Here is a 14,685-nt window from a genome sequence, read left to right as displayed (position 1 = left end):
GCGATTAATTAAACCTTTTACGCTTTAGCGGCATACAGCGCCTTACGCTCACTGTCCGATAAAAATGCCATTTCAACACCGTTACGTTGCACCTGCGCTAACTCAGCATCGGTTAACTTGAGTTCAGATTTGGCGATACGATACTCATGCTTAATATCGATAGCGCTCACACCGGGATCATCGGTATTTAGGCTTATCAACACGCCTGCATCCATAAAGGTTCTGAATGGATGCTCAGCGTAAGAAGCCACAGTAGAAGTATGCAAGTTACTGGTTGGGCAAGATTCGATACCAATACTGTGCTTAGCAAGATATTCCATCAACTTAGGATCGTGAATCGCGTTCACCCCATGACCAATTCGAGTTGCGCCAAGTTCTTGAATCGCTTGCCACATACTTTGTGAACCCGCAGCTTCACCGGCGTGAGCCGTAATCGCAAGGCCAGCATCACGAACACGTTTAAAGTGATCGTTAAATAACTCGCCAGGGAAGCCTAATTCATCACCGGCTAAGTCCATAGCCACGAGATGTTGTTTATGGGCGAGTAAGCCTTCAAGTTCTTGAGTACAAGCGGCTTGACCGAATGAACGTGACAAAATACCAATCAAATTGATCTTCACGTTATAGTCTTTTAAGCCCGCTTTAACGCCGTCAACTACCGCTTCAACTACGCCTTCAATCGGTAACTTATGGTTCATCGCCATATAGTAAGGACTAAAACGTAACTCAGCGTAATCTAAGCCAGACAACGCCGCATCGGCAACATTTTCATAGGCGACGCGTTTAACCGCATCCAAATCTGCGAGTACGGCAACCATCCAATCGAGCTTCTTTAAGAAGGCGACTAGGCTAGTTTCTTTCCCCTGAATTTGCACAAAAGGTGTGAGCGTCTCTAAAGAATCGGCAGGTAGCGCAATGCCGTGTTGGTGTCCTAGTTCCCAAATGGTATTTACCCGCACATTACCGTCTAGGTGACGATGCAGATCCACCAATGGAATGGATGTATCAATCATATTTAACCCCTATTTGAACTACCCAGCCAATGCTTTTGTTATTTGGTCGCGGGCGGACCCTAAGTTTAACACGCATTTTTAGGGGCATTTATGAGTCAAAGGTATTTAAATTCACATTCAGTCACAATTCCGCTTAATATCCATACAAGGATCTGCCTAAATCCTCAGGCATAATGAGTTCAATAACAACGAAAATATCAGAGAATGACCATGCATAAACTCTTAACCCCTAGCCTATTGATTTGTGCTTTAAGCGCCTGCAGCGTCGGCGCTCCTCAGGGACAAAATCCTGCATCAGCAGTCATCGCGACGTCCCCATCTCAAGCCAGTCCAATCTCACCAGCACTACAAGCCATTATTGACCAAAGCTGGCAATTACAGCTCAGTGCCAGCCCAGAGATGGCCTATGGCATGGGAAACAAGAGTGCGGCAGGAAAGCTTCAAGATCTTTCTCCCGAAGCCTTAACCAAACTCAATCAAGGCCAGATTGCGATTTTAAGCCAATTGAAAGCGCTCGATCGCAGCCAACTGAGTAAAGAGGATAAGATTAATGCTCAGATACTCGAAGATCAGATCCAAAACGATGTAGATCTCTATAAATACAAAGATTATTACCTGCCAATCACGGCTGAAAGCGGCTTCCACGCCTATATTTCATCGATTGCACAGGCTCGCTTTAATACCCTAGAAGACTATCAAAATTACATCGACAAGCTAAAAGCCCTACCCACCTACTTTGCCCAGCAGACCCATTGGTTAAAACAAGGCTTAGCCGAAGGTATAACACCGCCTAAAGCCACGTTAACTGGGTTTGAAAACAGTATCAGTGCCTATATAGTTCCCGTTGAAAAAAGTAGTTATTTCAAGCCATTTACTCAATACCCAAGCCATTTTACTGCCGCGCAGAAAGCCCAATTAACGCAAGAAGGCCGAGCTCTAGTCGAAAAGACCGTCTTACCTGTTTATCAGAATTTCTATGACTTTATGACACAGGAATATATGCCCAATACACGGGAGAACATTGCCGCCAGCAGTCTACCCGCAGGGAAAGCGTTTTATGAGAATCGCGTCCGTTACTACACCACCCTCGATATGACATCGGCGCAAGTGCATGAACTTGGCTTAAAAGAAGTGACACGCATCCGCCAAGAGATGGAGCAAATCATCGCATCCGTTGGCTTTAAGGGCAGTTTTGCCGATTTTTTACATTTTCTACGCACCGATCCCCAGTTCTACACCACCAGTGCCGATCAGTTACTCAAAGAGGCCGCATTTATAGCGAAAAAAGCCGATGCCATGCTCCCCAAATATTTTGGTAAACTGCCTCGCCAACCCTATGGAATCGCCCCCGTTCCCGCTGAAATCGCACCTAAATATACCTCTGGCCGCTATTCGGGATCTAACCGCGATGACGAGCCTGGTTATTATTGGGTTAATACCTATGCCCTTGATAAACGACCGCTCTACGAATTAGAAGCCTTAACCCTGCATGAAGCCGTCCCAGGGCATCATCTGCAAATATCACTCAACTCAGAACTCAGCGCATTACCCGATTTTCGCCGCTATGGTTATATCTCAGCCTTTGGTGAAGGTTGGGGTTTATATAGTGAATATTTAGGGTTGGAAGCGGGATTCTACCAAGATCCTTACAGTAACTTTGGCCGCCTCACCTATGAGATGTGGCGTGCAGCGCGTTTAGTCGTAGACACAGGAATGCATGCCCAGGGTTGGAGTCGAGAGCAGGCCATTGATTTTATGGCCAGCAATACCGCCCTATCATTACACAATGTCACCACTGAGATTGACCGCTATATCACTTGGCCAGGGCAAGCATTGTCCTACAAGATTGGTGAATTAACGATCAAGCGGTTACGAGCTAAGGCAGAACAGGAACTCGGCGACAAATTCGATATTCGCGCCTTCCATGATGCCGTGCTCGCAAATGGTTCAGTCCCCATGCGAATACTCGAAGCGCAGATAGATGACTTTATCGCAACTCAAAAAGCCAAGTCATAAAACTAGCTGCATAGGAGTCTGCATTTTCAGACTCCTATAGTTCTCTGTTACACTCTAGCAAACCTTTTTGCCAAGATATGTGCGACAGCGTATGAGCCAAGCTACCCCTGTATTTTCAACCGAACACGATTTAAATACCTCAGAGCAGCAAGCCTTCTGGCAAACCGTAGTCCAAGGAACATTAACAGCAGCCGATGGCATCAGTTTGGCCTATATGGTGGCATTACATCCCAAAGCGCACGCCAGCATAGTCCTTAGCAGTGGCCGAGTTGAATCCTATTTAAAGTATCAAGAACTGGTATTTGACTTGTACCAACAGGGTTATTCTGTTTATGCCATAGATCACCGCGGACAAGGGCTGTCGGCACGCATGACTATCAATCCACACATGGGCCACGTGCGTAGATTTAATGATTATATCGATGACTTTGCGCTGTTTATGCACAAAATCGTACTTAAACAAGCCGCGCAACCTCTGTTCCTACTCGGACATTCTATGGGGGGCGCCATTGGCACTTTATATTTAAAACAGCATCCAGATATTTTCACCGCGGCGGCATTTTCCGCGCCTATGTACGGTATTAAACTGCCAATGCCAAAGGGGTTTGTTCGCTGGTTGGCGAGTAAGTTAGACACTAGCCTTAATGGTGGCGAACCTAATTTTGTGCTCAGTGGGCAAAATTATAAAGCCGTGCCATTTAAAGGAAATGACTTAACCCACAGCCAGGCAAGGTATCAAGCCTATAGGGAATTATATGAAGCAGCCCCTAAACTCCAACTCGGCTCGCCGACCAATCGCTGGCTAACTGAGTCTTTAGATGCGGCGGATTCCTGCGTATTGGCCACGGCACATATCCGCACTCCCATACTGATCCTCCAGGCCAGCGAAGATAAGATTGTTGATAATGCAGCACAAAATCTTGCCGTCAGTTCTCACTGCCAATTAAAAGTGATTGCGGGGGCTGCCCATGAGATTTTTATGGAAAAAGACGCCTATCGAAATCAGGCCTTAAATTATGCGCTCGAGTTCTTTATACGCTACGTAATAAAGGACGAGGACAAACAAGCTGTTTAAAATCAGTGTAATTGAGTGGCCGACTAAAACAATAGCCTTGATATGCACAGCAGCCAAGGGCTGCAAAAACCTGTTGCTGCTTAACTGATTCAATCCCTTTAGCCACTAGTTGTATCTCAAATGCCTGTAGCGACTGGATTAAAGCACTTTGCCACAGCGATGAGGCCATAGCCGCGCAGTTGATATTCAGTTTCACTTCACTTATGGGGTATTTCATTAGGCAACTTAAAGCGCTTTGACCCACACCAAAGCCATCTAAGACAATGGGCACACCTGCAGCGAACAATTTACTAATACGTTCATTCACAAAGGTTTCTTGCATTAAAAATGTCGTTTCAGTGAGTTCAACCCCCAACTGATTCGCACTAAGGGCATAGGTATCAACCAGCGCTAATAAATGCTCAATAAAATCAGCTTGGCAAAATGATAATGAGCTAATGTTGACTGTCATTCGTGGCAACACTAGACCTTGGCCTTTCGCGTGCTGCAGTAACAGGCAGGCTCGTTTAAAGACGCTCAGATCTAAGGCCGCAATCAAACCACTACGCTCAGCCAGATGGATAAATTCAGCCGGTGCAATCACTTCGCCATTAGCTAGATACCAGCGGGATAATATTTCCGCAGAAACAATATCCCCATTCACATCAACAACTGGTTGGAACACCAATGACAACTTATCTTGCTCTATCGCCGTCTTCAACTCTTGCTGCAGGAGTTCATCACGACTTTGACGTTTATCTAAATCCACATGATAGAAAGCACAACCCGCTTGATCCTGTAGCTTGGCAGCTTGCTTAGCGAGTTTTGCGCGATATAACACGGTAGAGGGCTCTAAGGTTTCAACACTATCGAGCAAATAAATCCCCACATTGGCATTCAGTTCGAAATGATGTTCAGCATAATGGAAGGGACGAGCTATGATTTGCCTTAGTTCTATCGCCAAAGCTAAGCCACGGCGCCCCGCCATTTCTGCATCGACACCCAACTCTTTTGCCAACAGAACAAAACGTCCCGCCTCTAAATGGCCAACGATAATATTCTCAGCAAAATAACTCGATAATCGTGCGCCAAGCTGGGCAAATAACCGTTCAAGTTCATGTGGCGTAAGGGAGTCAGCCACCCCAAAGCACTCGACTTCAACAAAGAAAAATCCGCCCCAATGGCCCGAGCTATTCCGTTGAACAAGAAATTGAGACAAACGGTCCATAAATGTCGCGGGTAACATGCGGTGCCCCGCAACAGAATTTTCAACGAGTTGGGCGATTGCAGCATGGTTCTTCTCACTCTCAGAGACGTCCATATGAATGCCTATCATACGTGTCGGACGCCCTTGATGATCCCAATCGACTAGCATGCCGCGATCGAGCACCCAAATATAATGACCATCCCTGTGTTTAAGTCGATGTACACTCTCAAACTCTTTACTCTTACCACTCAAATATTCCTGCAAGCTATCTAAAACCGTTTGCCGGTCCTCAGGGTGTAAACGCGTCTCCCAAATCTGAAAAGAACCCTCAAGTTCATCCGGCGCATAGCCAATCATCTCCTTCCAGCGATCCGAGAGAAACACCTCACCCGTGCCTATATCCCAATCCCAAATTCCATTTCGTGAACCTTCCACGGCAAATAGCCAACGCTGTTCGCTGTCATTCAATTGCTTAACGGCACGACCTAAACGTTCATGAACCTGTTGCAGGCTAGATTGAAGAGATAAAACCTCCGTAGAACTCCAAGGTATTTGAGTCGAAAATGCTGCGGTGCCGACCTGTTTAGCCGTCTCGCTCAAAATTTTAAATGGACGGATCAAAAGGTAATAAAGAATTAACGTAAAACCTATCAATAACAAACCGCCGAGTCCCCAGACACGGATAAAACGTTGCTGTAATTTGGCAGAAGCTTCAGAAACTAGGGGAGCAAGATCGGATTCAAGGTAGATCAACTCCACAGCACCAGGAAATTGCGGCACTACCGGATAATAAGCTTGAATCGTTAACCGTTCGAGATTGACGGATATCTGTTGTAGGGAGGATTGCACAACGGCATGATGTTTCGTTACATCATAGCCATCAATTACTTGGATAGCATTGCTATCACGCCAAACCGTATGATTAGCGAAACGAATCCGACTGTCCGCATCGACTAAAATATACACCATAGTGCTCATATCCAGCGCGGCCAAGGAGACTTCCTGCTCAATACGCTCCACATCCTGTAAAGCTTGTGCCGATTGCACAACCGTCTGCATTCTGAATAATTGCTGCTTAATTTGATTTACCTGACGCTCGGCAAGCTCACCACGAACTTGATCACTCTCATACAGGTACTCACCCACGACTAACACTAAATAAAGTGTCAGCATACACAGTGGGATCAATACCGCGAGAGAAAGTTTACGAAGCATCGGCGCCCGACAACCTTTAATAAAATGAAGAATAGCCCTGTATGCTAACGGGAAAACACCGACTAAGCAAAAAGACTTAATTGAAAACTATAGCAATCCTCAACGAAATATTGAAATTCCGCTGAAACATCAAAATATAAAGGTAGAATAATAAGGGATTTCAGGAAATTGGAGTTCAGATATAAAAATCACAGACGCAAAAAAGCCAGCTTATTCAGCTGGCTTCGTTGCATCTTTACAAGATAATTAGGCGCTTGGCGATGACCTACTCTCTACTATCCCCGAAGGGGATACATGGGGGCGAATCATCATTGCCTAAAATGCGCAGCATTTTGATGATGAGTCGCGCGGAGCAATTTATTGCGTAGCCGGAGAGTCCGCTTAGCGGCGGGTCGACATCGAGGTTGGTTTTCGCGGAGCGTATAAACACAAAAGCCCTAGCGGTTTAGGCTAGGGCTTTTGTGTTTATTTGGATGCTTGGCGATGACCTACTCTCACATGGGGAGACCCCACACTACCATCGGCGCGATTGCGTTTCACTTCTGAGTTCGGGATGGGATCAGGTGGGACCACAATGCTATTGTCACCAAGCAAATTCTTACTGGTTAATTGTCCGTCTGACGGCATTGTCTCCTCGCTACTGTGCTCATGTACTAACGTACACTCCGCGCCTCGCTCGTCACGGCTTTGTCAGCCTAACAATTTCCTGCGTAATTAACCTTTTAATTTTAATTTGAAAAGCTGTTTGTTTTTGAGTTCACACTTCATTAAGTGCATATATTCTGTCTAAGTTCGCTTAGCAAAACCCATCTGGGTTGTATGGTTAAGCCTCTCGAGTCATTAGTACATGTTAGCTCAACGCCTCACAACGCTTACACACCATGCCTATCAACGTCCTAGTCTCGAACGGCTCTTTAGAGGTCTTATAGACCTAGGGATGACTCATCTTGGGGCTCGCTTCCCGCTTAGATGCTTTCAGCGGTTATCGATTCCGAACGTAGCTACCGGGCAATGCCATTGGCATGACAACCCGAACACCAGCGGTTCGTTCACTCCGGTCCTCTCGTACTAGGAGCAACTCCCCTCAATCATCCAACGCCCACGGCAGATAGGGACCGAACTGTCTCACGACGTTCTGAACCCAGCTCGCGTACCACTTTAAATGGCGAACAGCCATACCCTTGGGACCGACTTCAGCCCCAGGATGTGATGAGCCGACATCGAGGTGCCAAACACCGCCGTCGATATGAACTCTTGGGCGGTATCAGCCTGTTATCCCCGGAGTACCTTTTATCCGTTGAGCGATGGCCCTTCCATTCAGAACCACCGGATCACTATGACCTACTTTCGTACCTGCTCGACGTGTCTGTCTCGCAGTTAAGCTGGCTTATGCCATTGCACTAACCGTACGATGTCCGACCGTACTTAGCCAACCTTCGTGCTCCTCCGTTACTCTTTGGGAGGAGACCGCCCCAGTCAAACTACCCACCAGGCACTGTCCCTAACCCCGATAAGGGGTCTAGGTTAGAACATCAAAACTACAAGGGTGGTATTTCAAGGACGACTCCACGAGAACTAGCGTTCCCGCTTCAAAGTCTCCCACCTATCCTACACATGTAGGTTCAATGTTCAGTGCCAAGCTATAGTAAAGGTTCACGGGGTCTTTCCGTCTAGCCGCGGGTATACGGCATCTTCACCGCAATTTCAACTTCACTGAGTCTCGGCTGGAGACAGCGTGGCCATCATTACGCCATTCGTGCAGGTCGGAACTTACCCGACAAGGAATTTCGCTACCTTAGGACCGTTATAGTTACGGCCGCCGTTTACCGGGGCTTCGATCATGAGCTTCTCTTGCGATAACCCAATCAATTAACCTTCCGGCACCGGGCAGGCGTCACACCGTATACTTCCTCTTGCGAGTTTGCACAGTGCTGTGTTTTTGATAAACAGTTGCAGCCACCTGGTATCTGCGACTCCCGTCAGCTTAGAGAGCAAGTCTCATCACCAACAAGAGCGTACCTTCTCCCGAAGTTACGGTACCATTTTGCCTAGTTCCTTCAGCCGAGTTCTCTCAAGCGCCTTGGTATTCTCTACCCGACCACCTGTGTCGGTTTGGGGTACGATTCCCGCTAACCTGAAGCTTAGAAGATTTTCCTGGAAGCATGGCATCAACTACTTCAGTCCCGTAGGACCTCGTCATCAGCTCTCGGCCTTAAGATTTCCCGGATTTGCCTAAGAAATCAGCCTACCACCTTAAACGCGGACTACCAACGCCGCGCTAGCCTAGCCTTCTCCGTCTCTCCATCGCAGTTAGCGGAAGTACAGAAATATTAATCTGTTTCCCATCGATTACGCCTTTCGGCCTCACCTTAGGGGTCGACTCACCCTGCCCCGATTAACGTTGGACAGGAACCCTTGGTCTTTCGGCGAGGGGGTTTTTCACCCCCTTTATCGTTACTCATGTCAGCATTCGCACTTCTGATACCTCCAGCGTGGGTTACCCCTTCACCTTCATCGGCTTACAGAACGCTCCTCTACCGCGCAACCCTAATGGGCTGCACCCGTAGCTTCGGTGGTATGTTTAGCCCCGTTACATCTTCCGCGCAGGCCGACTCGACTAGTGAGCTATTACGCTTTCTTTAAATGATGGCTGCTTCTAAGCCAACATCCTAGCTGTCTAAGCCTTCCCACATCGTTTCCCACTTAACATACACTTTGGGACCTTAGCTGACGGTCTGGGTTGTTTCCCTTTTGACGACGGACGTTAGCACCCGCCGTCTGTCTCCCGAGTAGTACTCATTGGTATTCGGAGTTTGCAAAGGGTTGGTAAGTCGGGATGACCCCCTAGCCTTAACAGTGCTCTACCCCCAATGGTATTCGCTCGAGGCGCTACCTAAATAGCTTTCGAGGAGAACCAGATATCTCCCGGTTTGATTGGCCTTTCACCCCCAGCCACAAGTCATCCGCTAATTTTTCAACATTAGTCGGTTCGGTCCTCCAGTTGATGTTACTCAACCTTCAACCTGCCCATGGCTAGATCACCGGGTTTCGGGTCTACACCTTGCAACTCAACGCGCAGTTAACACTCGGTTTCCCTACGGCTCCGCTATTCGCTTAACCTTGCTACAAAATGTAAGTCGCTGACCCATTATACAAAAGGTACGCAGTCACGGTCTCAAGAACCGCTCCCACTGCTTGTACGTATACGGTTTCAGGTTCTATTTCACTCCCCTCACAGGGGTTCTTTTCGCCTTTCCCTCACGGTACTGGTTCACTATCGGTCAGTCAGGAGTATTTAGCCTTGGAGGATGGTCCCCCCATATTCAAACAGGATGTCACGTGTCCCGCCTTACTCGTTTTCATCAATGGTTAGTTTTCGTGTACGGGGCTATCACCCTGTGCCGCTGCGCTTCCCAACGCATTCCACTAACACCCCACTGACTTAAGGGCTAATCCCCGTTCGCTCGCCGCTACTAGGGGAATCTCGGTTGATTTCTTTTCCTAAGGGTACTTAGATGTTTCAGTTCCCCTCGTTCGCCTCATGTAGCTATGTATTCACCACATGATGACCGCTTATGCGGCCGGGTTCCCCCATTCGGACATCGTTAGCTCAAATGCTTGTTACTAGCTCGCCAACGCTTTTCGCAAGTTACTACGTCCTTCATCGCCTCTGACTGCCAAGGCATCCACCGTATACGCTTAGTCGCTTAACCATACAACCCAAATGGGTTTCACTTGCGTGAGCCACCTGAATTGTTGCGACCAGCTGGTTTTACTTGTCTCACTTCTGACCAAAGAAGTGGACGCGCCTTAGACTTGAATATTCAAGACACTTAATAAAGTGTTTGAGAACTCAATGTTCAATGCTTTCGCATTAAACTTTTTTCGTATCAACACAACGACAGACATCATTGTGTTTAATACTATCAGCTTTCCAAATTGTTAAAGAACAAGCATCGTCGTTAAGACGTGCCACTCGCTCTACAAGAACAAGTTATCTGTGTGAACACTCAAAAACACGGATGTTTTTGTGTCGACTCGGCACGGATGCCATGTTGTCGACCCAACAAGCGTAAGTTAGTCGTATAGGTAAGGAGGTGATCCAGCCCCAGGTTCCCCTAGGGCTACCTTGTTACGACTTCACCCCAGTCATGAACCACAAAGTGGTGAGCGCCCCCCCGAAGGTTAAGCTACCCACTTCTTTTGCAGCCCACTCCCATGGTGTGACGGGCGGTGTGTACAAGGCCCGGGAACGTATTCACCGTGGCATTCTGATCCACGATTACTAGCGATTCCGACTTCATGGAGTCGAGTTGCAGACTCCAATCCGGACTACGACGAGCTTTGTGAGATTAGCTCCACCTCGCGGCTTTGCAACCCTCTGTACTCGCCATTGTAGCACGTGTGTAGCCCTACTCGTAAGGGCCATGATGACTTGACGTCGTCCCCACCTTCCTCCGGTTTATCACCGGCAGTCTCCCTAGAGTTCCCACCATTACGTGCTGGCAAATAAGGATAGGGGTTGCGCTCGTTGCGGGACTTAACCCAACATTTCACAACACGAGCTGACGACAGCCATGCAGCACCTGTCTCACGGTTCCCGAAGGCACAACCGCATCTCTGCAGTCTTCCGTGGATGTCAAGAGTAGGTAAGGTTCTTCGCGTTGCATCGAATTAAACCACATGCTCCACCGCTTGTGCGGGCCCCCGTCAATTCATTTGAGTTTTAACCTTGCGGCCGTACTCCCCAGGCGGTCTACTTAATGCGTTAGCTTGAGAGCCCAGTGTTCAAGACACCAAACTCCGAGTAGACATCGTTTACGGCGTGGACTACCAGGGTATCTAATCCTGTTTGCTCCCCACGCTTTCGTGCATGAGCGTCAGTCTTTGTCCAGGGGGCCGCCTTCGCCACCGGTATTCCTCCAGATCTCTACGCATTTCACCGCTACACCTGGAATTCTACCCCCCTCTACAAGACTCTAGTTCGCCAGTTCGAAATGCTATTCCTAGGTTGAGCCCAGGGCTTTCACATCTCGCTTAACAAACCGCCTGCGCACGCTTTACGCCCAGTAATTCCGATTAACGCTCGGACCCTCCGTATTACCGCGGCTGCTGGCACGGAGTTAGCCGGTCCTTCTTCTGTAGGTAACGTCACAGCTACAGTTTATTAAACTGCAACCTTTCCTCCCTACTGAAAGTGCTTTACAACCCGAAGGCCTTCTTCACACACGCGGCATGGCTGCATCAGGGTTTCCCCCATTGTGCAATATTCCCCACTGCTGCCTCCCGTAGGAGTCTGGGCCGTGTCTCAGTCCCAGTGTGGCTGATCATCCTCTCAGAACAGCTAGGGATCGTCGCCTTGGTGAGCCATTACCTCACCAACTAGCTAATCCCACCTAGGTTCATCCAATCGCGGAAGGCCCGAAGGTCCCCTCCTTTCCCCCGTAGGGCGTATGCGGTATTAGCAGTCGTTTCCAACTGTTATCCCCCTCGACTGGGCAGATCCCTAGGCATTACTCACCCGTCCGCCGCTCGCCACCTCAGGAGTAAACTCCCTTGTGCTGCCGCTCGACTTGCATGTGTTAGGCCTGCCGCCAGCGTTCAATCTGAGCCATGATCAAACTCTTCAATTAAAGTTTTGTTGCTTTCGTCTTGCGACTTCAGCGGCTCAACGAATTCTGTTCGACTCCTATTTATCCGAAAATAAGTAGTAAGTCTTTGTACATATTGCTATGAACACTCATCACTCTCGTGAAAGAATTGGTTGATTTAAATTTTTGACTGCCAACCCGAAGGTTAAGCAGTTTCGATTAACTCAACACCTGTGAGTGTCCACACAGATTTCTTGTTTTATCTTGTTAAAGAGCGTTGACCACATACCGTTGCCGGCGGGTCGCGCTGATGCTTCATCAGCTCAGGGTCGTGCATTTTACGCATTTCCCGTTTCGCGTCAAGGAGTATTTTCAACTTCTTGCTGCGGTTGAATTAAGTGCCATTCTCAACAGAGAGTAAGCCATTCAATTCAATCTAACTCGTCAGCTGGCTTTCGCTGTCTGCCGTGTCAGTGGATGCGCATTATAGGGAGATTGAGAAAGTGCGCAACCCCTATTTTTAAGATAATTGTCATTTTCTCACTGTTCGTTGGATATTTGACCTGACCAGCTAGTTTTTAACCTTTATAATGCAAAAAACCACTCAATTAGGGACTTTTCTATGTCAGGGCCACTCAGAACTTACCAAGGTATTCATCCTCAATTAGGCAATAATGTGTATGTAGATGAAGCTTCGGTGCTTGTTGGCGATATTGCGTTAGATACTGATGCCAGTATTTGGCCTATGGTGGCGGCGCGTGGTGATGTTAACCATATTCGTATTGGTAAGCGCTCGAACGTGCAAGACGGTAGCATATTGCATGTGACGCGTAAGTCAGCTGCTCGTCCCGATGGTCATCCACTGATTATTGGTGATGATGTGACTATTGGTCACAAGGCGATGCTTCACGGTTGCAAAGTCGGTAATCGAGTATTGGTGGGCATGGGCGCGATTATTCTCGACGGTGCGATTTTAGAAGATGATGTGATCTTAGGTGCGGGCTCTTTAGTGCCACCGGGCAAGGTATTACAGAGCGGCTATTTATATGTAGGTAGCCCAGCTAAGCAGGCTCGTCCATTAACACCTGCCGAAATTGCCTTTTTGCCAGAATCTGCCGACAACTATGTCAGACTGAAAAACGAGTACTTAGTTGAGTTACAAAACATCTAGTCACTTAGCGCTAATCTCTTATAGTTAGTCGCTTAGTGTCACTAGAGCGATATAAGAAATGCGGCAGAGACTTATCCCGTCTCTGCCGCCTTTTATATTTGCACTCGATCTAATTTTGGCATCTAACACCGTTTTAACTGGCTATATGGTTAGCGATGCTGCAATAGCAATTAAATCCATTTCAATTAAGCCATCAGTTGTTGCATCGTGTTTATGAGAACCAGTTATTTTCATGTACCCTATCTCTTAAATTCATCTAGCCTAAGTGTACGGCCCCAAACTCATCGAACTCTTCGGCTTCGATTAACTCTTCCGCCATTTCTTCGGCATCAAATCTCACCGCATCAAACAATGCCAGCATTGCGGCGGCTTCATCGGTGCTCGGCTGCTTGGAGAAATCATTCAGCTCGGCTAACTTATTCGCACTGATATAGCATTTGATGTTCATTCCCTGCGACTGCGCGATAAAACAGACTCGCTTGTGGGCGTCGTCCCAATACTGCAGTTCGGGGAAAAGAATACTTTGATTCATGCTTCCTACTTAGGCTCAGCCTTTAATTTGTCCCGCAACAGAGTCAACACTACTTGAGTATCGGGCTCAATACCTCGCCATAGGGTAAAACTTTTAGCCGCTTGTCCAACTAACATACCTAACCCATCAATGACTTTCGCCGCACCTTGGGAGAGCGCCCATTGGTTAAAAGCGGTAACTGAGGCGCCATACATCATGTCATAACAAACCGTTTGCGTGGTGATGATATGCGCTGGCACGGGGGGCAACTCACCCGCAAGGCTAGCCGAGGTTGAGTTAATGACGATATCGAACTCGCCCGCAAGTGCACTCATTTCTACGGCGGAGACTCTATTCGCAAAAGCACCTTCATCAACAGCAGTAAAGATATCGACCAGAAGCTGCGCCTTAGTATGGGTGCGATTGCTAATCGTTAGCTGTGCAATTCCGGTATTTAATAACGGTAGAATACAACCGCGGGCCGCACCACCAGCACCAATAAGTAACACGCGCTTACCTTGCAAACTGTCTAAGTTAGCGATGAGATCGGCCACCAGCCCTAAACCGTCGGTATTATCGCCACGAATAGTGCCGTCGGCCAATACGCTTAAAGTGTTTACCGCGCCGGCAAGCTTGGCCTCAGGGCTGAGACTGTCACACAGTGCAAAAGCTTGCTCCTTAAAAGGTACGGTCACATTCGCCCCTTTGCCGCCCGCATTGAAAAACGCCGTCAATGAGGCTTCAAAACCATCCACTGGAGCAAGAATGGCTTCATAAGTTAATGACTCTTGAGTGGGCGCAGCAAATTGTCCATGGATAAACGGCGATTTACTGTGGCTAATGGGATTACCAAACACTGCGTATCTGTCTGTCATAGCGATATTAAATTTCAGGTTCAATGGCTTTG

General features: G+C 47.9%; 7 protein-coding genes and 3 rRNA genes. 3 read left to right on the top strand and 7 right to left on the bottom strand.

What is annotated here, in order from left to right; genetic code table 11:
- Positions 1–17: 17 nt before the first annotated feature.
- Positions 18–1,013, bottom strand: a complete 996-nt coding sequence (gene add / locus JFT56_RS00215; protein WP_198781790.1) for an adenosine deaminase — start codon at positions 1,011–1,013, stop codon at positions 18–20.
- Between the two features lie 210 nt (positions 1,014–1,223).
- On the opposite strand from add, the gene JFT56_RS00210 reads away from it, so the two are divergent.
- Positions 1,224–3,029, top strand: coding sequence for a DUF885 domain-containing protein (locus JFT56_RS00210; RefSeq protein WP_198781788.1), 1,806 nt, complete (start codon positions 1,224–1,226; stop codon positions 3,027–3,029).
- A gap of 91 nt (positions 3,030–3,120) precedes the next feature.
- Positions 3,121–4,104, top strand: a complete 984-nt coding sequence (locus tag JFT56_RS00205) for an alpha/beta fold hydrolase (RefSeq protein ID WP_198781785.1) — start codon at positions 3,121–3,123, stop codon at positions 4,102–4,104.
- Here JFT56_RS00205 and JFT56_RS00200 read toward each other — a convergent pair.
- The 4 genes from JFT56_RS00200 to JFT56_RS00185 form a co-directional block, all read right to left on the bottom strand.
- Positions 4,061–6,505, bottom strand: coding sequence for an EAL domain-containing protein (locus JFT56_RS00200; RefSeq protein WP_198781783.1), 2,445 nt, complete (start codon positions 6,503–6,505; stop codon positions 4,061–4,063). The two genes, JFT56_RS00205 and JFT56_RS00200, sit on opposite strands and share 44 nt — an antisense overlap.
- A gap of 475 nt (positions 6,506–6,980) precedes the next feature.
- A 5S ribosomal RNA gene (gene rrf, locus JFT56_RS00195) occupies positions 6,981–7,096 on the bottom strand.
- Between the two features lie 228 nt (positions 7,097–7,324).
- Positions 7,325–10,218: ribosomal RNA gene (locus tag JFT56_RS00190) — 23S ribosomal RNA — on the bottom strand.
- A gap of 377 nt (positions 10,219–10,595) precedes the next feature.
- Positions 10,596–12,138, bottom strand: a 16S ribosomal RNA gene (locus JFT56_RS00185).
- The 16S, 23S and 5S rRNA genes sit together here, the layout of an rRNA operon.
- A gap of 580 nt (positions 12,139–12,718) precedes the next feature.
- Here JFT56_RS00185 and JFT56_RS00180 point away from each other — a divergent pair.
- Positions 12,719–13,267, top strand: coding sequence for a gamma carbonic anhydrase family protein (locus tag JFT56_RS00180; RefSeq protein WP_012586351.1), 549 nt, complete (start codon positions 12,719–12,721; stop codon positions 13,265–13,267).
- 256 nt (positions 13,268–13,523) lie between these two features.
- Here JFT56_RS00180 and JFT56_RS00175 read toward each other — a convergent pair whose 3' ends face one another.
- Entirely contained in the window at positions 13,524–13,799 is a 276-nt protein-coding gene (locus JFT56_RS00175; RefSeq protein ID WP_198781781.1) for a DUF1488 domain-containing protein, read from the bottom strand.
- Between the two features lie 5 nt (positions 13,800–13,804).
- Complete coding sequence (aroE, locus tag JFT56_RS00170; RefSeq protein ID WP_198783463.1) at positions 13,805–14,653, bottom strand: shikimate dehydrogenase; 849 nt, start codon at positions 14,651–14,653, stop codon at positions 13,805–13,807.
- Positions 14,654–14,685 lie beyond the last annotated feature (32 nt).

It is taken from the genome of Shewanella putrefaciens (assembly GCF_016406305.1).
GTDB lineage: Bacteria > Pseudomonadota > Gammaproteobacteria > Enterobacterales > Shewanellaceae > Shewanella > Shewanella putrefaciens_C.
Note: the sequence above shows the minus strand (reverse complement) of the source record. Positions and strands in the feature narration are given on the sequence as shown.